We start from the raw sequence: 26,959 nt of genomic DNA on the forward strand, positions 1-26,959 counted from the left end.
TCGATGGAACGTCACTCGCTGCACATCCGTCACGTCAACCTGGCCCGCGGCTTTCGCGGTGGCGAGCGCCAGACGCTGCTGCTGATCGAGGCGTTGGCTCGGATCGACGACGAGCGGATCTCGATAGCACAGAGCCTCGTCTGCCGGCGCGACTCGCCGATGCGCACGGCGCTGGCTGACCTGGATATCGGCACCGGTATCGAACTGATCGACGCCGATCATGCCCTCGCCGGACATGGCCGACACCCGAGGGCGACCCTGACTCACGCCCACGAGGCCAAGGCGGTGCACTGGGCATGGGTCGAACGTCGCCTGCGCGGCACGCCCTACCTCCTGACGCGGCGTGTTCCCCAGCCGGTCAAGGACAAGCACTTCAACCGCTGGACCTACCGCGCCGCGGCAAGCGCCGTGGCGATCTCGTCGGTGATCGAGAGTCATCTTCGCGATCGCGACTGGTGCCCCGTCACTCGCATTCCCAGCGTGCTCTCGGGTCAGCCGAGCGATGCGGCTACCGTGGCCACGCTGCGCCAACGTTTCGCAGGACAGCGTGTCATCGGCCATATCGGCGCGCTGGTGGATCGCCACAAGGGGCAACGGGTACTGCTGGCGGCGGCACGGCGGTTGCGCGAGACGCATCCGGACGTTCGCTTTCTGCTGCTGGGCGAAGGCGACGACGGCGCAGCGCTGAAAGCCGAGAGCGCCGATCTGGACAACGTCATCTGGGAGGGCTTCCAGTCCAATGTCGGCGACTATCTCGAGATCATGACCCTGTTCGCGTTTCCCTCCCGCAACGAGGGGCTGGGCTCCACCCTGCTCGATGCCATGGATCACGGCGTGGCGATCGTGGCCAGCGATGTAGACGGAATCCCCGATCTGATCGAAAACGACGTCAGCGGCCTGCTGGTGCCTGCCGGTAACACCGATGCGCTAACGGCGGCGCTGATTGCGCTGCTGGAAGATCCCGCCCGCCGGCAACGGCTGGCTACCGCCGCCAGCCAGCGGCTCGCCGCCTTTACGCCCGAGGCCATGGCCGCGGCCTACCTGGCGCTCTATAGGCGGATCGTCGCCCGCTAGCGTGCCCAGGTCTAGGACGCAATACTTGCGCGGCGGGATCGTGGCATCATGACGCTCGAGTGGCCGCACCCGAGCGGCATCGAGATCGTCAGCGAAGCGGAGCATAACCATGAGCAAAATTCGGGTCGGCGTCATCTGCGGCGGCAAATCGTCGGAGCACGAGGTCTCGTTGCAGTCGGCCAGGAACATCGTCGACGCGCTGGATCGCGAGCGCTTCGAGGTCACGGTCATCGGGATCGACAAGCAGGGTCAGTGGCATATCAACGATGCCGCCGATTTCCTACTGAACGCGGACGATCCAAGCCGGATCGCCCTCAACCCCTCCGCCGGTGATCTCGCACTGGTGCCAGGCCGCGAGCACCAGCAACTGATCGCCACCGAAGCGTCCCAAGGCGCATTGGGGCAACTCGACGTGGTTTTCCCCATCGTCCACGGCACCCTTGGCGAAGATGGTTCTCTGCAAGGTCTGCTGCGCATGGCCAACCTGCCCTTCGTCGGTTCCGGCGTACTCGGCTCGGCCGCCGGCATGGACAAGGACGTCGCCAAGCGCCTGCTGCGCGATGCCGGCATCCCCGTGGCGCCCTTCGTCACGTTGACCCGCCGCACGGCTGCCGAAGCCGATTTCGACTCCCTCAGTGCGGCACTTGGCTCCCCGCTGTTCGTCAAACCCGCCAACCAAGGCTCGTCGGTGGGCGTCAGCCGGGTCGAGACCGCGCTCGAATTTCAGGAAGCGCTGGCGCTGGCGCTGGCCTTCGACCACAAGGTGCTGGTCGAATCCACCGTGGTTGGACGCGAGATCGAGTGCGCGGTACTGGGTAACGACGATCCGGTGGCGAGCGTCTGCGGCGAAATCGTGGTCGAGAGCGGCTTTTACTCCTACGACACCAAATACATCGACGACGACGCGGCCACCGTTGCCGTGCCCGCCGACATCGATCCCGGCGCGAGTGAAGCGATTCGAGACATCGCGGTTCGCACCTTCCAGGTGCTGGAATGCGCCGGTCTGGCGCGGGTCGATGTCTTCCTCACGCCCGAAGGGAAAATCATCGTCAATGAAATCAACACGCTACCGGGCTTCACTCGCATCAGCATGTACCCCAAGCTATGGCAAGCCAGTGGCTTGACCTACTCGACCCTGGTGACGCGCCTGATTGAGCTGGCCATGTCGAGACACGCCGGCGACATGGCGTTGAAAAACGCCCGCTGAGACCGGAGGGAACTCGCCGATAACCTGCTTGTCTCGGATTCGTCATGGTAGAGTCATGATGATTCTTCATGCGGTGCCCGGAATCGGCATCGATAGAACACGACGTTCACGGATCGAAGCGCGTCATGACCATCTCTCGCGACACTCGGCGTTGGTGTGCACTCACCTACATCGGCCTCTGTATCGGGTACGCCATCATGGTGGTCTGGGTTCTGCCATGGTGGACGCCCATCGTCACCACGCTCGCCTGGCTTGCCCTCGGCTATCGCTTCCATTGGGGCCACGTCTCCCAGCGCGCCACCCAGCGCAAGGCGTGGCCATGGTCGTCTCTACCACTGATCCTGTGGTGGGTTTATATCTATCTCGACGATAGCTTCGGCCAACTCGACCTGGGCGCAGTGATCTTCCATCTTCAGGCCGGCATCGAGGAGAACGGCAGCACCGATCGCCAGATCGCCGGGGTCCTCTACACCGTGGCCGCCATCGTCATGCTGGTCGCCGTGACCTGGCTGGTACGGGCCGATCATCGCTGGCGCCTGTGGGAACGGGTGTTGAGTCTATTTTTGTTGGCGTTCAATCCGCTGCTGTTCGGGTTATCGCTGCGCGGCGCTTCGGTGATAGACGACGACGAGGGCTGGCTCAACGATCGCTATCAGCCACCGGAGATCCTCGCCGAAGCGCCCCAACCGCCCAATCTGATCTATCTCTACATGGAGAGCACGGAGCGTACCTACAGCGATACCCAGCGCTTCGGCAACGCCTACGAGGACCTTGCTCGGCTGGGCACGGAGGGCGTGGTGTTCCATGGCGTCAAGCAGCTCGACAATACGGGCTGGACGATGGCCGGCATGGTCGCCAGCCAGTGCGGGGTGCCATTGATGCCCGCCGGGCTGATGCACGACAACCAGTTCGAGCCGTTGTCGGACGTGCTGCCGGGGGTCGACTGTCTGGGCGACCTGTTGCACGCGCGGGGCTACGACCTCACCTACATGGGCGGCGCCAGCACGAAGTTCGCCGGCAAGGCGAAATTCTATCTCGGCCACGGCTTCGATACCGCCCTGGGCCGCGATGAACTGGAGGACAAGGCCCCGCCCGGTTATCTCAACGACTGGGGGCTCTACGACGATACGCTGCTCGACCTAGCGGAGAAGCGTATCCGACGGCTGCACGACAGCCGAAAGCCCTACGCCTTCTTCGGACTCACCCTGGCGGGTCATCCACCGTTCGGCAATCCATCGCAATCCTGTATCGACAACCAGGGTGCCTTCGACGGCACCGATATCCTCTACTCGGTCAAATGCACCGGCTGGCTAGTCAGGAATTTCATCGAGCGGCTCCGAACCGAGGGGTTGCTGGACAATACCCTGGTCGTGGTCGCCAGCGATCATCTCTCGATGAAGAACTCGGCGTGGGAGGACCTGATCGCGGAGGAGCGCGAGAATACGTTGATGATGCTGGGCAACGGCCTGCGCCCCCGCGTCATCGAACGCCCGGCGAGTATGGTCGATGTCCTGCCGACGCTGCTGGAAGCCATGGGCTATACCATTCCGGACCATCGGGCCGGGCTGGGCGTCTCGCTGTTTTCCTCGTCTCCCACCCTGATCGGGCGCTACTCGCTGGACGAGATGAACCAGCGCATGCGCAGCGAGAACCGTCTGCAGGAGCGGCTCTGGAATGGCGTCAACTGAGACGCCAGCAACGATCCGGACCGCCAACGACAGCGCGTGCGTAGGCTGGCCCTGGTGGCATTAACGTGGCTGGGGCCACTCGATCGGCCCCAGCTCCTCGCCGGGATCCAGCATCCCCGGTTCGGTTTCCGGCGTACACGAGGCCAGTGCCTCGGCCACGCGAGTCAGGGCTGCCTCTCCACGGCAATCGCCGACCACGCGCTGCCACCACTGCCGATGCACGGCGCGGACGACGACAGGTATCGATGCCAGCCCCAGGCGCTGCGCCATCGCCAGACGATGAAGTCCTCGGTTGACTTTGAGCAACCGGCCCTCGCGGGTGACCGCGACACCCAGGTCGTCCTTTCCCAGTTCGACGTCGAATCCCCGGGCCGCCATGTCGTCGAGGAAGCCGAGATAGGTGCGCAGGTAGGCGAGTATCTTCTCTTCCGTGTCGAGCAGGATGCCCTGCTGATAGGAAGACCAGGGGTGCCCCGACTCGAGCCGGGAACGGTACTGACGAAAGCGTTCGGTCTGGATCAGGTCGTCCCTGTGCTCGTCGATATCGCTGACGAAGCGATAGCGCGAGCCCCGGCGCAGATCGCCACGACTCAAATCCCAGTCGCCATCCCAGAGGAAGGCCGAGGAAGAGGGACGTTTCCCCCCGATCCCCTTGGCGTTGAGATCGCGGATCAGCTTGCGCGGATCGACCTGGACCACCAGCGCCTCTCCCAGCCTCGCCTCGATCGAGCGTCGTGGCAGGCCGCGGCGCTCGACCCACCGGCCACCCGCTTTATCCTGGGCCCAGCGCCGGTAGAGCGTTTCTTCCAGGGGTACACCGACGCCGCGTTGGAACCCGTCGCGCAGCGCCGCCTGCCAGCGCGCCCGACGAACGCCCCACTTCATGCGGGGGTCGAGCAGTTCGCTGAACGCGCTGTCCTCGGCGGACAGACGCGGGGAAGCTGACGAAGGGGGCCGAGAAGCGCACGACATGAGCAATTTACACGGTCGAAGGAAAGAAAGCGGTGTTATCAAACGCTGTTCGCGATCGATGCAGCCTAGCATACCATATTAATAAGCATGCTACGCAATTTATCGATTATTCGTCTCGTCCGCCCGTCACTGCGCCCGTCGTCGGCAGGTCGAGAAACTGCTGCATGATCCGGGTATCCCGAAATCGCTCGATCAACTCCGGGTCGGCTTCCAGCGATGGCGGATTCGCCAGCCCTTCCCGGATCTTGGCTGCCAGTCCGTTGACGGTGTTGTCGGCGATCAATCGTGCCTGGTCGTGAATCAACACGTTGCGCACACCACCGGGACAGTCGACCGCCACGCAGGGCGTGCCGCAGATCATGCTCTCCGCCAGCACGATACCGAACGCTTCGCTGCGCGAGCTCAGCACGAAGAGCCGAGCGTGTTTCATCCATGGATAGGGGTTGGGCCGGCTGCCAATGAAATGGATCCGCTCACCGGCCCCCCGCTCTTCGACGAGTTTCTCGAGGCCCTCTCGCTTCGGTCCATCGCCGACGATGACCAGATCCTCTTCGATGTCCGCCTCGAGATAGGCCCGGATCAGCCATTCCTGGCGCTTGACATCAGAGAGCCGCGAGACGTGGACGATGAACGGCCTGGCCGGCAGCTCCACAGGCTCTTCGGCCTGGCGACGGATGGCCTCGATATCGCACGGGTTCATGATGGTCGCCCACCGATGAGGGTGAATCCCATGATGGCCGAGCTGCTTCTCCAACTGCGCTCGCACGTTGGGCGTATTGCAGACCACCTGCTTGCCCTCGTAGAGACGCCGGAGATAGAAACCTTTCAGCCTTCCCCCCTCGCTCCCGGGCCAGGAGACCGTCACCTGCCACAAGCGCGGGTCGCGCCAGGACCAGACCGTCTCGAACGCCCCCTGCCCGCGCATGATGACGCGATCGATGGGGCCCCGTTCGCTCTCGAGTCCGGCCACGAAGCGCTTCAGGTAATAGCCGCCGTACCCTCCGCGCCACAGGAAACCGGAGCCCGGCATCAGCGGCTTCAACAAAGCCCGCGTGAAGAGATCATACACCAGCCCCAGCCCCGTCCTGCGAAAGGTCTTGTCGAAATCCACCCGATGGACCGTCACACCGGAATCCGGCGCCAGCTCGTTGCCTCCCTTGAGCACCAGCACATGAACCTCATGACCTTCGCGCGCCAGCACGTTGGCGAGATTCACGGTCACCCGCTCGATACCACCGATACTCAGCTTGCGTACGACCAGCAATACTCTTTTTTTCATCTGTCCTCGGCTTGTGCCTTGCACCAGGGGCTTGATTCACGCCGACTCGCCTTGCACCACCGCTTGTTCGATTCTGTCAGGCAGCATCTGCTTGAGACAGTTGCGATGCCCCAGCGGGCAGGTGCGCTCGAAACAGGGCGAGCAGGATAGCGCCAAATAATGGATATCGGCATTGTCGGTCAGCGGCGGCGTATAGGCGGGCGACGACGAACCGTAGAGCGCCTGTATTCGGGTGCCGACCGCAGCGGCCACGTGCATCAGCCCGGAGTCGTTGGTGACCACCTGCTCGCAGGCGGCCAGCAGGTCGACAGCATCCGCCAGCCGGGTCTTACCACAAAGGTTGTGAGCGTGATCGAGCCCTTCGGCGATCACGTCTCCAGCATCGGCATCCTTGGGCCCGCCCAGCACCCAGACGGCGTAGCCGCGCGCGAGCAAGAATTCGGCCAGCTCACGGAAATAGTCGAGCGGCCACTGCTTGGCCGGGCCGTACTCTGCGCCCGGCATCATGCCAATGGCGGGCCGCTCACCCAATGCCAGCTCGCGACGCAGCGCCACCTGACGCGTCGCGTCGACTCGGAGCCACGGGTGCGGCGTTTCGAAATCGCCACTGGCCGCCTCGCTGGCATCGAGCCCCAGCGCGACGAAGCGCTTGACGGTCTGGTTCAGCACGCCCTTGTCGAGCTTGCGACGGTCGTTGAGCAAGACGAAACGCTGCTCGCCGGTAAAGCCGGTACGCCGCGGGATGCCGGCCAGAAACGGTACCAGCGCCGACTTCAGCGAACGCGGCAGCACGATGGCGTGATCGAAACGCCCTTTCAGCGAACGTGCGACGTCACGCCGTGTCTTCCAGCCGAACTCGCCGTGTTTCACGTCCAACACGATGGCTTCGTCGACTTCCGGCATACGTTCGAGGATCGGCAGTGACCAGCCCGGCGCCAGAACGCCGATCGTTGCGCCCGGATGGCGTTGTTTCAGCATGATGAACAGGCTCTGCGCCATGACCATGTCGCCGACCCAGGAGGGGCCGACAACGAGAAACCGTGGCGCGGCATCGATCTCGACGATCTCGGCATCGGCGATCGGCAAATCAGCCATTCAGCCATTCCAGATAGGCGGAAACACCCTCGCGTACCGTCTTGAACTCGGCCGTGTAGCCGGCTTCCCGTAAACGGTTGATGTCGGCGCGGGTATAGCTCTGGTAACGACCCTTGAGTTCGTCGGGGAAGTCGATGTACTCGATCTCGACCTTTGCCCCGTCCTTATGTGAATAGAAGCCGATGGCTGTCTCGGCGATCGTCTTGAACGGCTCGGCACGCCCGGTGCCCAGGTTGAAGATGCCGGACACCTCCGGGTTGTCCAGGAACCACAGATTGACGTCGACGACGTCACCGACGTAGACGAAATCGCGGCTCTGCATGCCGGCGTCATAGCCATCCCAGGCGCCGAATAGCTTGGGGTTCTCGCCGCGCTGCACCTGAGTGTGGTGATGGTAGGCGACGCTGGCCATCTTGCCCTTGTGCTGCTCGCGCGGGCCATAGACGTTGAAGTAGCGAAAGCCCACGACCTGGGTGTCGAACTCATCCCAGCGCGCACGGACGTACTGATCGAACAGTAGCTTGGAGTAGCCGTAGACATTGAGTGGCTTCTCATGCGCGGGGTCCTCGACGAATACTTCGCTACCGCCGTAGGTGGCGGCGGAAGAGGCATAAAGAAACGGGATCCGCTTGGCTTGGCAATACTCGAGCAGCACCTTCGAATACTCAAAGTTGTTTTCCAGCATGAAGCGACCGTCCCACTCGGTGGTATCCGAGCAGGCGCCTTCGTGAAAGATCGCCTCGATGGGTGGCAGCCCCCCGATCTCGCCTCGCAATTCCGCCTTCACGCGGGCCAGGAAATCATCCTTGTCGAGATAATCGCCCAGCGTGCAGTCCGCCAGATTGACGAACTTGGTGCCATCGCTGAGATCGTCGACCACCATGACGTCCTGATGGCCGCGTGCGTTGAGTGCCTTGACCAGATTGGCCCCGATGAAGCCGGCCCCGCCCGTGACAACGATCATGTCGTAACTCCTCTTCGATCGACTCGGTTATCGGGCATGACGACTCCGACCCCGCAAGTCGCCCGACGTTCGATGACGTTCCGCCAACGATAAAGCCCGATCGTCGCCGGTGCCTATAACCGATTGAGCGCTAATTGTATACTTGGCGGCTCACGAATTCATGGGCAACGGTGCGCAGTCAATGACAGACTCGACGGCAGATGCGAAAACCTTTCAGGGGCTGATACTTGCCCTTCAGCAATACTGGGCGGAAAAGGGCTGTGTTGTGCTGCAGCCCCTCGACATGGAGGTGGGTGCCGGCACCTTCCATCCGGCCACCTTCCTGCGTTCGATCGGCCCGGAGAGCTGGAACGCGGCCTACGTTCAGCCGTCGCGTCGGCCCACCGACGGTCGCTACGGAGAAAATCCCAACCGTCTGCAGCACTACTATCAGTTTCAGGTGGTGATGAAGCCCTCGCCGAAAGACTTGCAGGATCTCTACCTCGGCTCGCTCGAACGCCTGGGCATCAATCCACGAGTCCACGATATCCGCTTCGTCGAGGATAACTGGGAATCACCAACGCTCGGCGCCTGGGGGCTTGGTTGGGAAGTCTGGCTAAACGGCATGGAGGTGACACAGTTCACCTATTTCCAGCAGGCCGGCGGGATCGAATGCTACCCCGTAACGGGCGAGCTGACCTACGGTCTCGAGCGTATCGCCATGTACTTGCAGGACGTCGATAGTGTCTACGATCTGGTGTGGACAGTCGCTCCCGACGGAACCCGTATCACCTACGGTGATGTCTATCTGCAGAACGAGCGCGAGCAGTCGACCTACAACTTCGAATATGCGGATGTGCCCTATCTGTTCGAAGCCTTCGACCATTGTGAGACCGAATGCAACAAGCTGCTCGAGGCCAACCTGCCGTTGCCCGCCTATGAGCAGGTGCTCAAGGCCTCGCATACTTTCAATCTGCTGGACGCGCGTCACGCCATCTCGGTCACGGAGCGTCAGCGTTATATCCTGAGAGTGCGCACGCTGGCTCGTGAAGTCGCCCACGCTTACTACGCTTCACGGGAATCGGCCGGCTTCCCGCTGGCGCCCGAAGCGCTGCGCCGCGAATTGTTGCAGAAAACATCAGAAACCACCCAGGGAGACGCATGAGCATGGCAGCCAACACCCTACTGATCGAACTGGGCGTCGAAGAGCTGCCGCCGGGCGCCCTCGTCAATCTTGCCTCTGCTCTGCGCGACAATATCGTCAAAAGTCTCGACGACGCCGAAGTTCCTCATGGCGAGGCATATGCATTCGCCTCCCCACGTCGTCTTGCGGTGCGCATTGCAGCACTCGCCGACAAGCAGCCGGATCGTGAAGTCGAGAAGCGCGGCCCGGCGCTTGCGGCTGCCTTCAAGGACGGCCAGCCGACCAAGGCGGCCGAAGGATTCGCCCGCTCCTGCGGCGTCGCGGTGGACGAACTGATCCATCTGGAGACCGACAAGGGCACCTGGCTTGGCTATCGTCAGCAGCAGCCGGGAGAAACCGTCGAAGCATTGTTGCCCGCGATAATCAAGACGTCTGTCAATGCCTTACCGGTCCCCAAGAACATGCGCTGGGGCGCTTCGCGCATCGAGTTCTCGCGCCCCGTCCATTGGCTGGTCGTGCTCTACGGCGATCAGGTCGTACCGGCCAACGTGCTGGGCCTGGAATCCGGCCGCACGACACTGGGCCATCGCTTCCATGCGCCCGAGCCGATCGATCTTGCCCACGCCGACGACTACGAAGCCGCGCTCGAAAACGCCTACGTGCTGGTGAATCTGGAACGCCGTCGGGAGCGCATTCGTGAACAGGTTCTGGCCGAAGCGGAAGTGCAAGACGCCCAGGCAGTCATCGACGAAGCGCTGCTGGAAGAGGTCAACGGACTGGTCGAGTGGCCGGTAGCGCTGACCGGCAGTTTCGACGAGCGCTTCCTCGAGGTCCCAGCCGAATGCCTGATCTCCTCGATGAAGGCCAATCAGAAGTACTTCCACCTGCTCGATGCCGATGGCAAGCTCAAGCCGCAGTTCATCACGCTGGCCAACATCGATAGCGAAGACCCGCAGCAAGTCATCTACGGCAACGAGAAGGTCATTCGTCCACGTCTGGCCGACGCCGCCTTCTTCTTCGAGACCGACCGCAAGCAGACGCTGGAGGCCCGACGCGAGCCACTGGCCAATGTCGTTTTCCAGCGCGAACTTGGCTCGCTCGCCGACAAGGCTGCTCGCAACGAAGTCGTCGCGCGTTTCATTGCCGGCAAGATCGGCGGTGACTCCCAGGCAGCCGCGCGTGCCGCCCAGCTGGCGAAATGTGACCTGGTCACGGAAATGGTGCTCGAGTTCCCCGAGCTGCAGGGCATCATGGGCACCTACTATGCCCGCCACGATGGTGAGCCGGAGGCCGTGGCCGCAGCTATACACGAGCAGTATCTGCCGCGCTTCGCCGGCGACGATATCCCGCGTACCGCCACAGGCCAGGCGATTGCGCTGGCGGACCGCCTGGATACGCTGACCGGTATCTTCGGGATTGGTCAACGTCCCACTGGCGCCAAGGACCCGTTCGCGCTACGTCGCGCCACCATCGGCGTACTCAACATTCTGATCCAGGGTGAACTAGACCTCGATCTCCGCGAACTGCTCGCGCTGGCAGCCTCTCAGCACCGTGACCTGCCTAAGGCAGAGGGTTTGGTCGATGATGTCCTGACTTACATGCTCGACCGTTTCCGCGCCTGGGCGCAGGACGAGAACTTGCCGGTCAATGTCTACCTGGCCGTACGCGCTCGCCCGGTGACACGGCCGCTGGATTTCGCTCGCCGCCTGCACGCCGTTCACAGGTTCGGACAACGGGAGGAAGCCGCCGCCCTGGCTGCGGCCAACAAGCGTGTTTCCAACATTCTGGCCAAGCAGCAGCACGATGGTGGCACTCAGGTGAACGGGGACCTCCTCCGTGAGGAAGCGGAGATTGCCCTGGCCAATGCCATTACTGATTGTCGCGACCAGGTGGAACCGTTGTTCCGTGAAGCGGACTACGCGCAAGCACTGGATATTCTCGCCACACTGCGTGCGCCGGTAGATCGCTTTTTCGACGATGTGATGGTTGCGGTCGAGGAAGATGCTGTTCGCGCCAATCGCCTGGCACTACTGGCCAGCCTGCAAGCGCTGTTTCTCGAGGTGGCTGATATTGCCGAGCTCCAGTCCTAGTCATTGGCCATACGTTTCACGTGAAACATTACCGCCCGGCCAAAGTGCCGGGCGTTTTTATTACCTTTCCCTTCCCTCTTCCCTTTCTCCCATAGCCAATGGTATTTGCCATTCTCCCCCCATGTTCCACGTGAAACATCAATAATCGAGACATCGCCTGTCGAGGGATGTCTGGCTGCTGCTGCCCGGGCTAGAGGCTGAGGAAGAGCTAGGAGCGCTGATTTTTGTTAACAACACGCGATAGTCTTTGGCGTATCGTTAAAAATAGGAAAAGCCTTGGCTCAAGGGAGGACCACGCTGGCCGATCAGGATGACGAAGACGATGCGCAGGCGGTCATTAACTACATTCGTGCCGACCGGCAACTGGATGTGGACATCAAGCCCTGTGCCGACGCCCCTACTGACTAGCCTTGAAGCGGGAAAGCTCTGCTTTCAAGACGAGCATCAACGCGACTTCGTGCATGGCAACATCAAGGCGCGGGCGCGAATGATGGCGCAATATACAGTAGCGGGGTCTTACAACGGACTGGTGGTAGGAACCGATCACGGCGCCGAGGCCGTCACGGGCTTCTTCACCAAACATGGTGACGGCGCCTGCGACACACGCCCTTGGCAGGTCTCACAAAACGTCGGGTCAGGGCGCTACTGAGCGAACTCGACGGCCCCGGAGCGCTGGTCAACAAGATACCTACCGTCGATCTCGAATCCCTGTCGCCAGGGCGTACCGATGAAGAAGCTCTGGGCGTGAGCTATGACACGATCGATGATTTCCTCGAAGGCAAGGAAATCGATCACAAGTCGGCGAGTCTCATTATCCACACCTTCGAACGGACCGCGCACAAGCGTGAGCTATCATCCGTGGCACCGTAAACTCCTACACCGCGGCCGCTTAACCCAGGCGGCCCGATTTTCCTCAGCTCCGACATTTCCCTTCTATCAAAATGATTGTTTCACGTGGAACAGCCATTTTGCGTTGCACTTGTCATCCGGGGATAATCGAGGCCTTGCTTTTTGCCCAAGGCAGCCAATATCCATGAAACTCGTCATTCTCGACCGTGACGGCGTTATCAACCGGGACTCAGAGGCATACATCAAGTCACTGGGCGAGTGGCACCCGTACCCTGACTCCATCCGGGCGATAGCGCGTCTTCATCAGAAGGGTTGGAAAGTTGCCATTGCCACGAATCAGTCCGGTATAGGTCGTGGTTACTACACGCTGGATACGTTGGAGGCGATACATGATCGTCTGATCGATCTGGTGGAGCAGGCTGGAGGGGAAATCTCTGCCATTGCATACTGCCCGCACCGGCCGGAAGAAGCTTGTGAATGCCGCAAGCCGAAGCCCGGCATGCTTCTGGACATACAGAAAAGCCTGAACTTTAAAGTCTGCGATGAGTGCTGGATGGTTGGTGACAGCCTTCGAGACATCCAGGCAGGCCTGGCTGTCGGATGTCGAACTGCACTCGTCGAAACAGGGAACGGTATCGATTCGCTCGATGGGTTACCACAGCTGGCACCCGAAGCCTGGGTGTGCCGTGACCTCGCCAGCTTCGTGGAACAGCTATTGCACAACGACCACAACTGAAGAGCACGGATCATGTTTCACGTGAAACATGGCAACCCCTTTCCGCTTCGGGCGGCATACCGTAGCCCGCGGCACAATGAGACGTTCACGGTTCCCTCGACTATCCTAGGATTTCACCCAAAGGATATGGGGTTCCTTCCATGACTCGTGGCAAGAAAATCGGCCTATGGACTTTGGCCGTTGTGCTCTTTTTGCTCGTCACGCTGGTTATCGTCATCATTACCTTTGACTGGAACCGACTGAAGCCAACGATCAACGAGCGGGCATCCGCAGCACTTCATCGAGATGTCTCCATCGATGGAGATCTCGATGTCGTCTGGCTGTGGCCCTCGAAAGACAGTGGATGGCAGCGATGGATGCCTTGGCCTCGCCTTCATGCCGAAGACATTCATGTCGGTAGTCCGGAAGCGGTAACCGAAGCTGATATCGTCTATGTGGAAGCGCTCGACATCACGCTTTCCCCTCTCCCCTTGTTCAATAAGACACTATCGCTTCCCGACATCGCCCTGAATGGAAGCAAGGCGACGCTTGCACGTCTGGAGGATGGCAGTAATAACTGGACTTTCGAGCTCGGGAATGGCGACGAAACCGATGGGACCAGCGATAGCGGCAGCCAGGAGAGCGGCTGGACGGTCGATGTCGGCCATATCGATTTCGATCCGATCGAGGTGCACTATCAAGACGCTATCTTGGCCGCCGATGTCGATGCGACCATAGAGCTACTTGGCGATCCCATCGCATTCGAGGAGCTCACCGGAGACAACAGCTCAACCTATGGGACGACAGAAGACCAGGACGTGGCCGACTATGCTTTCGGGTGGAGCGCACAAGGAAAATACAAGGACCAATCCTTTGACGGCAACGGTCGTCTGGGCGGCTTGGGGGCCCTACGTACCCGTGATGCACCTTATCCCATCCAGGCCGATATCAAAGCCGGAGCCACCCAGGTTGAGGTCAATGGCACGCTCACCGACCCACTAGCTCCGAAGACAATCGATCTGGATTTGCGCTTTTCGGGCCAGAACCTGGGTGATCTCTATAACGTCATTGGCGTCACTCTGCCCGACACGCCGCCTTATTCCACTCAAGGTCATCTCACCGCCAACCTGGACACTCAGCAGGCGCTCTCTTTTCGCTATCGGGACTTCGATGGTCAGATTGGTGACAGCGATATTCATGGCGATCTCATCTATCAGATGGGCGAACCTCGTCCTTCACTCAAAGGGGAAGTCGTCTCTCAGCAGCTGCGCTTCGCAGACCTCGCACCGTTGGTCGGGGCTGACTCGAATGCAGACAAGAGCGGCCGGGGAGAAACCAGCCGGCAACCCGATGACAAATTGCTGCCGGTCGAGGAATTCGATACCGCTCAGTGGAAAGCGATGGATGCTGACGTCAAGTTTACCGCGCAACGCATCGAGCACGGCGACGCTTTACCTCTGGAAGACATCTACACCCACGTCACGCTGGATAATGGTGAGATCCTTCTGGACCCGCTTCGATTCGGCGTTGCTGGAGGCAACCTCAACACCACGCTGCGCCTCGATGGCAGCCAGAACCCGATGCAGAGCCGTGTCGACATGCATATTCGCCATCTTCTGCTGAGCCGTCTATTTCCCGATGTGGAGTTGATGCAGAACAGCCGCGGGGAGCTCAACGGAGATGCAACCTTGAGTGGCACCGGCAACTCGCTAGCCGACATTCTGGGAAGCAGCAACGGTGACTTGCAGATGTTGGTCAATGACGGGCTCATCAGCCAGAACCTGATGGAACTGGCAGGGCTCAATGTCGGTAACTATCTAGTTGGCAAGCTCTTTGGCGATGAGCAGGTGAAGATCAATTGTGCCGCGGCCCAACTCGAGGTCACCGACGGGCTGGCCCGGACTCGCTTCTTTCTGATCGACACGGAAAACGCCTTGGTCAAGATCGATGGTACCGTCAACTTCGCCAACGAGGCGCTGGATCTGACGATCGAACCCGAAAGCAAGGGAGCACGTGTCTTCACACTGCGCTCGCCGCTCTACGTCGAAGGGACTTTCAAGGAGCCCTCCCCTGGTGTCGATACGGGCTCGCTGTTAGCTCGAGGGGCTATCGGTGTCTTCCTGGGAACCGTGGCAACGCCCGCCGCCGCACTGCTGGCCCTGGTCTCACCGAGCGCGGGTGAGACTACACCGTGCAATGATTTTTTGAGTCAGATCCAGACCGACTGATTCGCTTTGGGCCTATCCGTTGTTTCACGTGGAACACCATTCCTGCAGTTAACGTTCCACGTGAAACATCGCGGTAATCGGGACAAAGGCAAAAAGCGGTTCGCATGCATGGACCGGACCATGACCGAACGCACAAGTCACACGGCAATTACCACCGGTGGAAAGATTGCCAGGAAGTGGTATTGACGAAGACTCGCCGTTTCCGAGAGGCGGCTGGCGCTGACAGCGGGGGGAGTATCCGGAAATTGACCGCAAAGCGCGGCTACCGGAACGAAACCCGCTGCAAAAAATGTCGTTCAGCGGGCTTCGGAAGGAAAGGATTACTGAGCGTTCTGCTTGTATTGTTCGCCCAGCGATTCCAGTGCTCCAATGATCTTTTCGATTTCGGCATCGAAACGCTGCTGCTGTTGCGCATAGAAATGGCGGGTATAGGATGCGCCCTTGTGCTTGTCCACCAGATTGGAGAATTGCGACTCCAACTGCTCGGTATGAAAACGCAAACGCTCGGTCAGAAATGCCGCATGACCCTGATGGCATGCGACATCCATCAACGCTCTCACCTGAACGGTCAGTAGATACAGCTGCAGCACGTTGCGGTCCTGAACTTCCTTCTGCGTGGAAACGCTATCGTCCAGCAGGTTGATCGAACTCATCTGACAGCAGCCGCTGTCGTCGACTAATGGGCGGTCCGCGATCGTCTTGTCCTGAGTCTGTAACATGTTCAGACCCTCCTCTAGGTCGTTGAACCCTAAGGCTCATAGTAACACCGGGGCTTTTCCTGACTGTTGGCCATTGGTCGAAGTCTTGGTTCCCAACGAATCGGGTCGCCTAAAGCGTAATGGCATATCAGCCTCGGAGAGCGCAGATTGATAGCGAAATCCCGTGATCGATGGTCGATCCATCAGGAGTCTCTGCCATGCGTTACGCCAACCCGAATACCTCGGACGCCATCACCCAGTTCGAGAAGCGCTACGACAACTACATCGGCGGTGAATGGATACCGCCAGCCGAGGGACGATACTTCGAGAACATCACCCCGGTTACCGGGGAAGTCTTCTGTGAAATCGCCCGGTCCAGCCAGAAGGATATCGATACCGCGCTGGACGCCGCCCACAAGGCCGCGCCGGCCTGGGGAAAGACTTCCGTCCAGGAGCGCTCGACGCTACTTCTGAAGATCGCCGACCGCATGGAGCAGAACCTGGAAATGCTGGCTGTCGCCGAAACCTGGGACAACGGCAAGGCCGTACGCGAGACATTGGCCGCCGATATCCCGCTGGCCATCGACCACTTCCGCTACTTCGCCGGCTGCATTCGGGCTCAGGAGGGCACCACGGCCGAGATCGACGAGAATACGGCTTCCTACCATTTCCACGAGCCGCTCGGTGTCGTCGGCCAGATCATCCCCTGGAACTTTCCGATCCTGATGGCCACCTGGAAGCTGGCGCCGGCGTTGGCCGCGGGTAACTGCGTCGTGCTCAAGCCTGCCGAGCAGACGCCGGCCTCGATCTTCAAGGTCATCGAAGTCATTCATGACCTGCTACCCAAGGGCGTCATCAATATCGTCAACGGTTACGGTGAAGAGGCGGGGCAGGCGCTGGCCTCCAGCAAGCGCATCGCCAAGATCGCCTTTACCGGTTCCACCCCCGTCGGCTCGCACATCATGAAATGTGCCGCCGAGAACATCATTCCCTCCACGGTGGAACTGGGCGGCAAGTCGCCGAACATCTATTTCGAGGATGTCATGTCCGCGGAACCGGCGTTCATCGACAAATGCGCCGAGGGTCTGGTCATGGGCTTTCTCAACCAGGGCGAAGTCTGTACCTGCCCCTCTCGCGCCCTGGTTCAGGAGAGTATCTACGACACCTTCATGGCCAAGGTCATCGAGCGAGTCAAGAAGATCAAGCGCGGCCATCCCCTCGACACCGAGACGCAGGTCGGCGCTCAAGCGTCGCAGGAACAGTTCGACAAGATCATGTCCTACATGGATGTGGCGCGGAACGAAGGCGCCGAATTCCTGTCCGGCGGCGAGCGGGAGTCGCTTGGCGATGACTTGTCCCGGGGTTACTACATTCAGCCGACGCTGCTGAAGGGTAACAACAAGATGCGGGTGTTCCAGGAGGAGATCTTCGGGCCGGTCGTATCCGTCACGACATTCAAGGATGAGGAAGAGGCGCTGGCCATTGCCAACGACACTGAATTCGGCCTGGGTGCCGGCGTCTGGACCCGCGATATCAATCGCGCCTACCGTATGGGCCGCGGCATTCAGGCTGGCCGCGTGTGGACCAACTGCTATCACGCCTATCCGGCGCACGCCGCATTTGGTGGCTACAAGAAGTCAGGCGTAGGGCGGGAAACCCACAAGATGGCGTTGGAACACTACCAGCAGACCAAGAATCTGCTGATCAGCTACGACATCAACCCGATGGGCTTCTTCTGATCATCGAATCAGGCTGTTACCGAGAGTGGACGCCTGATATCGCCTCCTAGGGGATAGGCTATCCCGGCGGACGAGCTCCGATGGTGTCGACATCGGGACTCGTTCGCCACGCTTTCTTCATTCTTCGACATGCCTGCCCAATGAAAAGGCTCGGTAACCAACGGGCTCGCCTAGGCTCAGCTCTGCGCATCTCGAGTCAGCTCGGCAAATCGATTCAAATCGACATTCCCTCCCGACAGGATGACTCCCACGCGTAGTCCCTCGACAGCCACCCGGCCGCTCAGAGCGGCGGCGGCGGCCAGGCACCCGGTCGGCTCGACAAACTGTTTCATGCGACCGGCCAGGAAGCCCATCGTATCGACCAGCTCGGCGTCGGTAACGGTGACGATCTCGTCGACGCACTGCTGCAGCACCGGGAGCGTCAGGCTGCCCAGCGCCTGGGTCTGGGCGCCATCGGCGATGGTGCGCGGGGTGGCAATCGAGACGATCTCGCCACTGGCCAGGCTTCTCTGGGCATCGTTGCCAGCTTCCGGCTCGACCCCGATGATCCGGCAGCTCGGATAGCGCGCCCTGGCGACCGTGGCACAGCCGGACAACAGCCCGCCGCCGCCCAGCGGCACGATCAGCGTATCCAGCTCACCGACATCATCGAACAGCTCCTTGGCGGCGGTTCCCTGCCCTGCCATCACGTGGGGGTGATTGAACGGCGGGATCAGCGTCAAGCCCTCGGCCTCGGCCAGTTCCCGACCCAACGCCTCGCGGTCCTGGGTATAGCGATCGTAGAGCACTACTTCGGCACCATAGCCCCGCGTGGCCGCGATCTTGATCGCGGGCGCGTCCTCGGGCATCACGATGACGGCGCGGATGCCGTGCAGCCTGGCCGAGAGCGCAATCGCCTGGGCATGGTTGCCCGAGGAGAAGGCGATCACCCCCGCCGCCTTCTGGTCGCGGTCGAACTGGCTGATGGCATTGTAGCCACCACGAAACTTGAAGGCGCCGATGCGCTGGAGATGTTCCGCCTTGAAATGCAGCGATGCGCCGCTGCGCTCGTCGGCCGTCGTCGAACGCAGCACGGGTGTGTGGTGGGCGACGCCCGCCAGCCGCCGGTGTGCCGCCACCACATCGTCGTAATCGATCGCCAGGTTGCTCATGCCCTCTCTCCTGTCACCGTCGCCACTGACATTCCGTGGCACGCTGCGTAATATGCCAGCCAAAGTGTCATCGATCATGATGGCTGAACGGCCGCGAGGAAAGGGACAGATGACATCATACGAGTGGATATGGCAGACCGGGCCGGAGCTGGACCCCGCCGGGCTGTACACCCTGCTGTCGCTGCGCGAGGCCGTGTTCGTGGTCGAACAGCAGTGTGCCTATCAGGAGCTGGACGGCCGCGATCTGGCGGCATCGACGCACCACTTGCAGGTCCTGGCGGCGGATCGGCTCGCGGCCACCCTGCGTCTGCTGGCACCCGATCCAGTCAACCAACCGGTCTCCATCGGTCGCGTCGTCATCCACCCTGCCCACCGCGGTGGCGGCCTGGGCCACGACCTACTGCGAGCCGCGCTGACGCGAATCGAATCGCTGTGGCCGGGAAGCAACGCCCGACTGTCCGCCCAGGCACATCTACAAGCCTACTACGGTCGTCACGGATTCGAGCCGGTCGGCGAGATCTATGTGGAAGACGGCATCCCGCATATCGATATGCAGCGACCGTAAGACGCGCAAAGTCAGTAAGCACTCACTTTAACGGAGACGAAACGAAAAAGCCGACGCTGCAACATCAGCGTCGGCTTCTTTTTTGGCGTACCCGCCCCGCCACGCCACGCGGGGCGGAGATCATTCAGCTCAGGCGCCGAACTCGCTCAGCATCGATTCGATCAGGTCGAGTCCCTCCTCCAGCACTTCGTCGCTGATGGTGACCGGCATCAGAAAACGGATGGTGTTGGCATAGAGACCACAGGAGAGCAGGATCAGGCCGCGCTCGCGAGCGGTCTTGCAGAGCTTGCCGGCCAGTTCGGCGTTGGGCACGCCGCTCTTCTTGTCAGTGACCAGATCGAAGGCCGCCATGGCGCCCAGGTTGCGCACGTTGGCGACCCCGGCGTAATCCTGCTGCCACTTGTCGAAGCGCACCCGGAGCTTCTCGCCCAGCGCCTGGCTCTTTTCCAGAATGCGCTCTTCCTCGAACACCTCCAGCACGGCCAGTACCGCGGCGCAGGAGACGGGGCTACCGGTGTAGGTGCCACCCAGCGAATTGCCGCCGGAGGCGTCCATCACCTTGTCGGTTCCCACCACCGCCGAGATCGGCATGCCGTCGGCCATGCTCTTGGCCATGGTCATGATGTCCGCCTCGACGCCGCTGTGCTCGATGGCGAACAGCTTGCCGGTACGGCCGAAGCCGGACTGCACTTCGTCGACGATCAACAGAATGCCGTGCTCGTCGCAGATCTCGCGAAGCGCTTTCAGGAAGCTGGCCGGCGCCGCATGGAAGCCGCCCTCGCCCAGCACCGGCTCGATCACGATCGCCGCGGTGTCACTGGGGTTGGCATCGGTCTTCAGCGTCATCTTCAGGTGGCGTAGCGCCTCTTCCTCGCTGACGCCGATGGACGGTACCGGATAGGGCGCGCGATAGACCTGGCCGGGCATCGGGCCGAAGTCGGTGCGGTACGGTGCGACCTTGCCGTTCATGGCCATGGTCATGAAGGTTCGGCCGTGATAGCCGCCGGTGAAACAGATCACGCTGGAGCGCCCGGTGGCGGCACGGGCCACCTTGACCGCGTTTTCCAGCGCCTCGGCACCGGAGTTGGCCAGCATCACTTTGGCATGGCCGCGCACCGGCGTCACTTCACTGAGCTTCTGCGCCACCCGCACGTAGCCCTCGTAGGGCATGACGGTCTGGCAGGTGTGCATCACCTTGTCGAGCTGGGCCTTGACCGCCTCGACCACCTTGGGGTGGCGGTGACCGATGTTGAGCACGCCGATACCGCCGGCGAAATCGATGAAGCGCTTGCCGTCCTCGTCCCAGAGCTCGGCGTTCTCCGCCCGCGCGGCGAACTCGACCGCCGGGCTGGCCGCACCGCTGGCCACGTAGCGCTGCTTGAGTTCGTTGAGTTCTGCATTGGTCATGGATGCATTAGCCATGGAACACTCCTCCTGACACGGCATCGGGTGCCGCTAACGTGAATCGCGCGTCGTCGGTTTCGGCAGGCGGCGCGCCATGAAATCGGGATCAGGCTTTATCGTAGGCTGCCCGAATGAGGCGATCGCCCATCTCTCGACCGTAGTGCCGCCGGGCCCATCCGTACAGTGCCAATCCGGCGATCATCCAGCCGCCGAAGATGGACCACTCGATGGAGGTCAGCGCCGACGGGCTGCCGGGCAGATAGAGACAGGTCATGCCCAGTGACAGCAGTACCGCCAGCACACCGACCAGCTTGCCGGCACCGACATGATAGGGGCGCGGCATGTCGGGTTCGCGATAGCGCAGGATGACGAACGACAGCGCCACGAACAGATAGGCGAGCACGATGCCCAGGCCGCCGGCATCGACCAGCCAGACCAGCGCCGGACGTCCGAAGAACGGCGCCGCGGTGGAGAGCACGCCGATCAGGATGATCGCGTTGGTGGGGGTCTTGTAGCGTGGATGCAGCTTGCCCAGGAAGGCGGGCAGCATGCCGGAGTGCGCCAGGGCGTAGATCGCCCGCGAACCGCCGATGTAGAACGCGTTCCAGCTGGTGATGATCCCGGCGATGCCCGCCAGCACCATCAGATTGCCCGCCCAGGCCCCATCGAACACCGCCGTCATCGCGTCCGGGACGCTGAGCGAGCTGCCCTGCAGCGCCTCGTTGTCGAGCATCAGGCTGGTGCCGAGAATGATCAGGGTATACCAGCACACCGCCATGATGACCGAGAGCACCAGCACCTTGCCGATATCGCGGAATGGCAGGTTGATCTCTTCGGCCGCCTGGGGAATCACGTCGAAACCGACGAACAGGAACGGGACCAGCACCAGTACCGCCACGATGCCGCCGAAGGCGCCGTGCTCGCCGCTGGCGAACAGCGGCTGCATGTTGCCGCCGTCGCCGGTGAACAGCGATCCGGTCACGAACATCACCCCCGCCACCAGGATCAGCCCGGTGACGACCTTCTGCAGCAGCGCAGCGGTGGAGATCCCCACGTAGTTGACGGCCATCATCACCAGCGAACCGAGCACGCCCACCGCGACCCAGGTCGCCTTGACGTCCCAGCCGGCGACGGTCCACAGGTCGCCCACGGCATAGCCGGGGAACAGATGCTCGACGACCGTCGGCAGCGCCACCGCCTCGAACGACGCCACGCTGACGTATCCCAGCACGATGCTCCAGGTGCAGACGAACGAGGCGAAATGGCCGAGCGCGCGATAGCTGTAGACATGCTCGCCGCCGACCTGGGGCATCGCCGACGCCAGCTCGGCATAGGTCAGCCCTACCAGCAGCACCGCGATGCCGCCGATGACGAAAGCGAGTATCGCGCCCACGCTACCGCCATCGAGGATGGCGCTACCGGTCAGGACGATCCAGCCCCAACCGATCATGGCGCCGAAAGCCAGGGCTAGGACATCGGCCCGTGCGAGGACTCGCACGAGCTCCGGGGGTTGAGAAGCGTTCGACATGAGTGGGTCTCTTCAGGTTGTTTTTGATAGGCCGAACCCCGGGCGGGAGTCGGCCCTGACGCCACGCTATCACCCCGATGCGTGACCGGGACTAGACCACTTCCCGACGGCGGTGGACCACATGGGGCTCTGCCCCCATAATCCGCGGACGTTTCCGCGTCTCTCGTGAGGTAGGCCATGGACGACCGTCGTCAGGCGCTGGATCACATCCGGCAAAGCTACCTGGCCCAGCCCGACCATCTGACCAAGTACTGCCGTCTCGAGCAGACCCTGCTGACGCTGATCGAGCAGCGGTGGCAGGACGGCCAGCGGCTGCCCGGGCATCGCACGCTGTGTGGCGCGCTCGGCATGGCCCGCAACACGCTGGCTGGCGTCATCGAGAATCTGATCCGCCAGGGGCATCTGGTGACCGACCACGGCAAGGGCACCTGGATATGCAAGCACTCACCCGCGCGGGGGCGACAGGTTGCCGACATCGGGCCGATTTCCCGCCGCGCCGGCGAGTTGCTGAATGACGTGGGAGCCAGCCCGCTGCAGAGCGGCGCCTTCGTGCCAGGCGTTCCCGATATCGTGCACTTCCCCATCGCCCGCTGGCGCCAGCTCTACTCCCGGATCACCGTCCCCCACAACACGCTGCTGCTCTCCTACGCCTCGGGCGGCTACGGCCCCTTGAAACGTGCCATCGCCGGCTATCTCGCCCGGTGGCGAGGCATCGACTGTGGGCTGGACCAGATCGTCATCACCGAGGGCGCCCATCATGGCTTGCAGCTATGTGCGCTGACGCTGGCCGATGACGGCGATCGCGCGGTCATGGACTCGCCGTTCTACTGGGGTGCGCGCAACGTCTTCCAGGCCGGCGGCCTCGAGATAGACCACGCCATCTGGGAGCCGCGTCACGGTTATGTCGGCTCCCTGCCTCGACCACGCCCCAGACTGCTCTACTTCACCGGCACCCACCATTATCCGTTGGGTGTGGCATCGGTAAGTGCTCACAAACAAGGGTTGATCGATTCTCTCGAACCGGACTGGATTCTGGAGGATGACTACGAGTTCGGCGACGGCGATCACCGCGAGCTGGCGTTCGACCCGGAAACCGGCAACCAGATCCTGATCGGCTCGTTCTCCAAGCTGATGTTTCCGGGATTGCGTCTGGGGTACCTGATCGTGCCGAGGGGGCTCAGCACCGCGATCAACCAAGTACGCACCGGCGTCTTTCGCGAAGGCCGCCTGCTCGATCAGGCGGTACTCGCCACGTTCATCGACGATGGCGATCTCGACCGCTGGTGTCGGCGCATGGCGCAAGCCTACCTGGAGCGCCAGCAGCGGCTACACGACCTGCTGGTCGGCACCCCCGGCGTCACCGATGTCTCGCCGCCGGCCGGCAATATCAGCCTGAGTCTGTCGCTGGCTCCGACCCTCGACGACGAGCGCCTGTCGCAGCATCTGCTGAATCGGCATCACCTGGTGACCCGGCCGCTGAGCCGGGTCTGTGGGCCGGGCGATCATAGACGCGGTTTGATACTCGGCGTCGGCATGGTCGAAGGCGAAGCGCTGGAGCGCCAGGGTCGGCGCTTGGCCGAGGGCATCCGCGAGTTCGTCGACCAGCAGCGCTGAGCGGCGCTCGCCCCCCCGTTCTCCTTCTCCCGTCAGGCCGTCTCCTCGAGCGGTGTGGTCTCCGCGGTGCGCTCGTCGCGAATGCGCTGCTCGGACTCGGGATCGAACACCACCATGCGCGAGACGTCGAAGGCGAACCGGGTTCGCTCGCCCGAGCGTAGCGGCGTGCCGGGGCGCATTCGGGCATTGACGTGGGTCCCGCCCAGCGTCGTCACCACGTAGAGATCCGCACCGGTCGGCTCGACCAGCGCGACCGGCAGTTCCGCTTCGTGGATGTTGCCTTCGCCATGATTGGCACTGGCCGGGTCAGTGATCGCCTCGGGCCGAAGGCCCAGGATGACGTCGCGGTCGCACCAGTCGCGCAGTGCGTCACGGTCGCGCACGACAGGCAGCGTCAGGGTGGAATCGTCCGTCGCCACCTGGGCAACCGGCAGCCCACCCTGCTCGACGATTCGCGCCTTGACCAGGTTCATCGACGGCGAGCCCATGAAACCGGCGACGAACAGGTTGTTGGGATCGTCGTAGACCGCCTGCGGCGTGCCCAGCTGCTGCAGCTCGCCGCCACGCATGACGGCGATCCGCGAAGCCAGCGTCATCGCCTCGATCTGGTCGTGGGTGACGTAGACGATGGTGGTGCCGAGGCGCTGGTGGAGCTGCTTGATCTCGGTGCGCATGTCGACGCGCAGCTTGGCATCCAGGTTCGACAGCGGTTCGTCGAACAGGAACAGCTGCGGATCGCGCACCAGCGCCCGCCCCATCGCCACGCGCTGGCGCTGGCCGCCGGAGAGCTGGCCTGGCTTGCGGTCGAGCAGGTTCTCGATCTGCAGCAGCTTGGCGACCCGGTCGACCGCTTCGCGGCGCTGCTTGCGCGGGACCTTGCGCATCTCCAGCCCGAAACCGATGTTGCCCGCCACCGTCATGCTCGGATAGAGCGCATAGGACTGGAACACCATGGCGATATCGCGTCGGGAGGGGTGCACGTCGTTGATGCAGCGGCCGTCGAGCCGCAGCTCGCCCTCGCTGATCGAATCTAGCCCGGCGATCATGTTCAAAAGCGTCGACTTGCCGCAGCCCGACGGCCCCACCAGTACCAGAAAATCACCCTGCTCGATCGCGATGTCGATACCCTTCAGGACATGGGTCTCGCCAAAGCGCTTGTGAACGTTGTTGATATGCAGAAAGCTCATGTGATCCTCAGCCCTTGACCGATCCCGACATCAACCCGCGCAGGAAATACTTGCCCGCGAGGATATAGACGATGAGCGTCGGCACCGCCGCCACCATCGCTGCCGCCATGTTGACGTTGTAGGCCTTCACCCCGGTGGAGCTGTTGACCAGATTGTTGAGTGCCACCGTGATCGGCGCGCTGTCGCCGGACGCGAACGAGACGCCGAACAGGAAGTCGTTCCAGACGTTGGTGAACTGCCAGATGATGGTGACCACGATGATCGGCACCGAGGCCGGCAGCAGGATCCGGAAGAAGATGGTGAAGAAGCCGGCGCCATCGAGCTGCGCCGCCCGTACCAGTTCATCCGGAAAGCTGGCGTAGAAGTTACGGAAGAACAGTGTGGTGAACCCGATGCCGTAGACGATGTGGACCAGTACCAGCCCTGCGGTGCTGTTGGCCAGATGCAGAATCCCCAGCACCCGGGCCATCGGCAACAGAATGATCTGGAACGGGATGAAGCAGCTGAACAGCATCAGCCCGAACACGATCTTGTGGCCGCGAAACTTCCACTTGGTCAGCACGTAGCCGTTGAACGCGCCCAGCAGCCCGGAGATCAGCACCGCCGGCACTACGATCTTGATGCTGTTGAAGAAGTAGCCGTGCACGCCGTTGCACTCGAGACCGATACAGGCGCTGCCCCAGGCTTCCCGCCAGGGGTCCAGGGTCCACTGGCCGGGTAGCGCCAGCATGTTGCCCTGATGGATCTCCTCCAGCGTCTTGAACGACGTGGTCAGCATCACGTAAAGGGGCATCAGATAAACGATCGCAAACAGCCCCAGGATCGCGTAGAGCACGGCCCGGGTCGCGATGCCCCGGCGTGCGGTGGGAGAAGCGGCACTCATGATCGGGGCTCCCGCAGCTCGGAGTAGAGATAGGGGATGATCAGCGCGGCGATCACCGCCAGCATGAACACCGCGCTGGCCGCGGCGATGCCCATTTCATTGCGCGAAAAGGCGTAGGAGTACATGAAGGTCGCCGGCACCGCGGTGGCATTGCCCGGCCCGCCACCGGTCATCGCCACGATCAGGTCGAAGCTCTTGATCGCCAGATGCGCCAGCACCACGACCGCGCTCAGGAAGACCGGCCGGAGCTGGGGGATGATGATCCGTGCGTAGATCTTCCAGGCCGGGGCGCCGTCGATCTGGGCGGCCTTGATCATCTCGCCGTCGATGCCACGCAACCCAGCCAGGAACATCGCCATGACGAAGCCGGTGGCCTGCCAGACCGCGGCGATCACCACGGTGTAGATCGCCATGTTGGAATCGATCAGCCAGTTGAAGCTGAAGCTCTGCCAGCCCAGGTCGTGCATGGTCTTCTCCAGCCCCAGTCCGGGATTGAGAAACCACTGCCAGGCGGTGCCGGTGACGATGAAGGAGAGCGCCATCGGGTAGAGATAGATGGTGCGCAGCACGCCTTCGGCCCGGATCCGCTGGTCGAGCAGGATCGCCAGTATCAGGCCCAGCACGATGCAACTGACGATATACAGAAGCCCGAAGACCCAGATGTTGTGCAGCGCGATCCCCCAGGTCCAGGAGGTCCACAACCGCGACCATTGGTGCAACCCGACCCAGGTGTAGTCCGGCATCATGCCGGAGTCGCTGAACGAGATGTAGCTGGTCCAGGCGATGAAGCCATAGACGAAGAACAGGACCAGAACGCAGGAAGGCGACAGCACCAGCTTGGGTAGCCAGCGCTGCAGGCGCTCCCGCGCTCCGCCGTCCCGCTCCGGAGAAGCATTGGACATCACA

General features: G+C 62.1%; 22 protein-coding genes and 1 pseudogene. 12 read left to right on the forward strand and 11 right to left on the reverse strand.

Translation table 11 applies throughout. From position 1 onward, the window contains the following. Positions 1-3: 3 nt before the first annotated feature. From F0A16_RS09060 to F0A16_RS09070, 3 genes are all read left to right on the forward strand, one after another. Complete coding sequence (locus F0A16_RS09060; protein ID WP_149435070.1) at positions 4-1,074, forward strand: glycosyltransferase; 1,071 nt, start codon at positions 4-6, stop codon at positions 1,072-1,074. Between the two features lie 109 nt (positions 1,075-1,183). Further along, the gene (ddlA, locus tag F0A16_RS09065; protein WP_149435071.1) at positions 1,184-2,281 is read left to right on the forward strand and encodes a D-alanine--D-alanine ligase; all 1,098 of its coding nucleotides are present in this window, start codon (positions 1,184-1,186) and stop codon (positions 2,279-2,281) included. A 125-nt stretch (positions 2,282-2,406) separates the two neighbouring features. Then, positions 2,407-3,969, forward strand: a complete 1,563-nt coding sequence (locus tag F0A16_RS09070) for a sulfatase-like hydrolase/transferase (RefSeq protein ID WP_149435072.1) — start codon at positions 2,407-2,409, stop codon at positions 3,967-3,969. 60 nt (positions 3,970-4,029) lie between these two features. Here F0A16_RS09070 and F0A16_RS09075 read toward each other — a convergent pair whose 3' ends face one another. The 4 genes from F0A16_RS09075 to rfaD form a co-directional block, all read right to left on the reverse strand. Next, positions 4,030-4,941: a hypothetical protein gene (locus F0A16_RS09075; RefSeq protein WP_149435073.1), complete on the reverse strand. Its 912-nt coding sequence runs from the start codon at positions 4,939-4,941 to the stop codon at positions 4,030-4,032. 106 nt (positions 4,942-5,047) lie between these two features. Then, positions 5,048-6,220 carry a glycosyltransferase gene (locus tag F0A16_RS09080; RefSeq protein WP_149435074.1) on the reverse strand — a complete coding sequence of 391 codons (1,173 nt, stop codon included), beginning with the start codon at positions 6,218-6,220 and terminating at the stop codon, positions 5,048-5,050. A 36-nt stretch (positions 6,221-6,256) separates the two neighbouring features. Beyond that, a complete protein-coding gene (waaF, locus tag F0A16_RS09085; protein ID WP_149435075.1) occupies positions 6,257-7,315 on the reverse strand; it encodes a lipopolysaccharide heptosyltransferase II in 1,059 nt (352 codons plus the stop codon). Next, positions 7,308-8,279 (reverse strand): ADP-glyceromanno-heptose 6-epimerase, encoded by a 972-nt coding sequence (gene rfaD, locus F0A16_RS09090; RefSeq protein ID WP_149435076.1) that lies wholly within the window; start codon positions 8,277-8,279, stop codon positions 7,308-7,310. The genes waaF and rfaD overlap by 8 nt, the downstream gene beginning before the upstream one ends. Before the next feature lie 181 nt (positions 8,280-8,460). Between rfaD and glyQ the strand changes: the two genes are divergently transcribed. The 6 genes and pseudogenes from glyQ to F0A16_RS09115 all read left to right on the forward strand — a co-directional run bounded on the left by glyQ (position 8,461) and on the right by F0A16_RS09115 (position 15,284). Then, positions 8,461-9,423, forward strand: coding sequence for a glycine--tRNA ligase subunit alpha (glyQ, locus tag F0A16_RS09095; protein ID WP_149435077.1), 963 nt, complete (start codon positions 8,461-8,463; stop codon positions 9,421-9,423). 2 nt (positions 9,424-9,425) lie between these two features. Beyond that, positions 9,426-11,492 (forward strand): glycine--tRNA ligase subunit beta, encoded by a 2,067-nt coding sequence (glyS, locus tag F0A16_RS09100; RefSeq protein ID WP_149435078.1) that lies wholly within the window; start codon positions 9,426-9,428, stop codon positions 11,490-11,492. A 276-nt stretch (positions 11,493-11,768) separates the two neighbouring features. Further along, complete coding sequence (locus F0A16_RS22115; protein WP_275401755.1) at positions 11,769-11,900, forward strand: hypothetical protein; 132 nt, start codon at positions 11,769-11,771, stop codon at positions 11,898-11,900. Between the two features lie 82 nt (positions 11,901-11,982). Then, positions 11,983-12,362 (forward strand): annotated as a pseudogene (gene nadE / locus F0A16_RS21975) (NAD(+) synthase). Between the two features lie 163 nt (positions 12,363-12,525). Continuing rightward, positions 12,526-13,077 (forward strand): D-glycero-beta-D-manno-heptose 1,7-bisphosphate 7-phosphatase, encoded by a 552-nt coding sequence (gene gmhB, locus F0A16_RS09110; RefSeq protein ID WP_149435079.1) that lies wholly within the window; start codon positions 12,526-12,528, stop codon positions 13,075-13,077. Positions 13,078-13,217: 140 nt separating this feature from the next. After that, the gene (locus F0A16_RS09115; protein WP_149435080.1) at positions 13,218-15,284 is read left to right on the forward strand and encodes an AsmA family protein; all 2,067 of its coding nucleotides are present in this window, start codon (positions 13,218-13,220) and stop codon (positions 15,282-15,284) included. A 320-nt stretch (positions 15,285-15,604) separates the two neighbouring features. Here the strand turns inward: F0A16_RS09115 and F0A16_RS09120 are convergent, their stop codons facing one another. Continuing rightward, the gene (locus tag F0A16_RS09120; protein WP_149435081.1) at positions 15,605-16,003 is read right to left on the reverse strand and encodes a hypothetical protein; all 399 of its coding nucleotides are present in this window, start codon (positions 16,001-16,003) and stop codon (positions 15,605-15,607) included. A gap of 197 nt (positions 16,004-16,200) precedes the next feature. On the opposite strand from F0A16_RS09120, the gene exaC reads away from it, so the two are divergent. Further along, complete coding sequence (gene exaC, locus F0A16_RS09125; RefSeq protein ID WP_149435082.1) at positions 16,201-17,721, forward strand: acetaldehyde dehydrogenase ExaC; 1,521 nt, start codon at positions 16,201-16,203, stop codon at positions 17,719-17,721. Between the two features lie 176 nt (positions 17,722-17,897). Here the strand turns inward: exaC and F0A16_RS09130 are convergent, their stop codons facing one another. Next, positions 17,898-18,872: a threo-3-hydroxy-L-aspartate ammonia-lyase gene (locus F0A16_RS09130; protein ID WP_149435083.1), complete on the reverse strand. Its 975-nt coding sequence runs from the start codon at positions 18,870-18,872 to the stop codon at positions 17,898-17,900. Between the two features lie 109 nt (positions 18,873-18,981). Here F0A16_RS09130 and F0A16_RS09135 point away from each other — a divergent pair, with 109 nt between their 5' ends. Beyond that, positions 18,982-19,437, forward strand: coding sequence for a GNAT family N-acetyltransferase (locus F0A16_RS09135; protein WP_149435084.1), 456 nt, complete (start codon positions 18,982-18,984; stop codon positions 19,435-19,437). Between the two features lie 129 nt (positions 19,438-19,566). On the opposite strand, the gene gabT is transcribed toward F0A16_RS09135, so the two are convergent. Then, positions 19,567-20,844, reverse strand: a complete 1,278-nt coding sequence (gene gabT / locus F0A16_RS09140) for a 4-aminobutyrate--2-oxoglutarate transaminase (RefSeq protein WP_149435309.1) — start codon at positions 20,842-20,844, stop codon at positions 19,567-19,569. A 103-nt stretch (positions 20,845-20,947) separates the two neighbouring features. After that, on the reverse strand, positions 20,948-22,369 hold the full coding sequence (locus F0A16_RS09145; RefSeq protein ID WP_149435085.1) for an APC family permease: 1,422 nt from the start codon (positions 22,367-22,369) through the stop codon (positions 20,948-20,950). 177 nt (positions 22,370-22,546) lie between these two features. Here F0A16_RS09145 and F0A16_RS09150 point away from each other — a divergent pair, with 177 nt between their 5' ends. Further along, on the forward strand, positions 22,547-23,983 hold the full coding sequence (locus tag F0A16_RS09150) for an aminotransferase-like domain-containing protein (protein ID WP_149435086.1): 1,437 nt from the start codon (positions 22,547-22,549) through the stop codon (positions 23,981-23,983). A gap of 32 nt (positions 23,984-24,015) precedes the next feature. On the opposite strand, the gene F0A16_RS09155 is transcribed toward F0A16_RS09150, so the two are convergent. The 3 genes from F0A16_RS09155 to F0A16_RS09165 are packed head-to-tail and all read right to left on the reverse strand — an operon-like array spanning position 24,016 to position 26,955. Then, positions 24,016-25,170 carry an ABC transporter ATP-binding protein gene (locus tag F0A16_RS09155; RefSeq protein WP_149435087.1) on the reverse strand — a complete coding sequence of 385 codons (1,155 nt, stop codon included), beginning with the start codon at positions 25,168-25,170 and terminating at the stop codon, positions 24,016-24,018. Between the two features lie 7 nt (positions 25,171-25,177). Continuing rightward, a complete protein-coding gene (locus tag F0A16_RS09160) occupies positions 25,178-26,053 on the reverse strand; it encodes a carbohydrate ABC transporter permease (RefSeq protein WP_149435088.1) in 876 nt (291 codons plus the stop codon). Beyond that, a complete protein-coding gene (locus F0A16_RS09165; protein ID WP_149435089.1) occupies positions 26,050-26,955 on the reverse strand; it encodes a carbohydrate ABC transporter permease in 906 nt (301 codons plus the stop codon). The genes F0A16_RS09160 and F0A16_RS09165 overlap by 4 nt, the downstream gene beginning before the upstream one ends. Positions 26,956-26,959 lie beyond the last annotated feature (4 nt).

This window comes from Salinicola corii (assembly GCF_008298015.1).
GTDB lineage: Bacteria > Pseudomonadota > Gammaproteobacteria > Pseudomonadales > Halomonadaceae > Salinicola > Salinicola corii.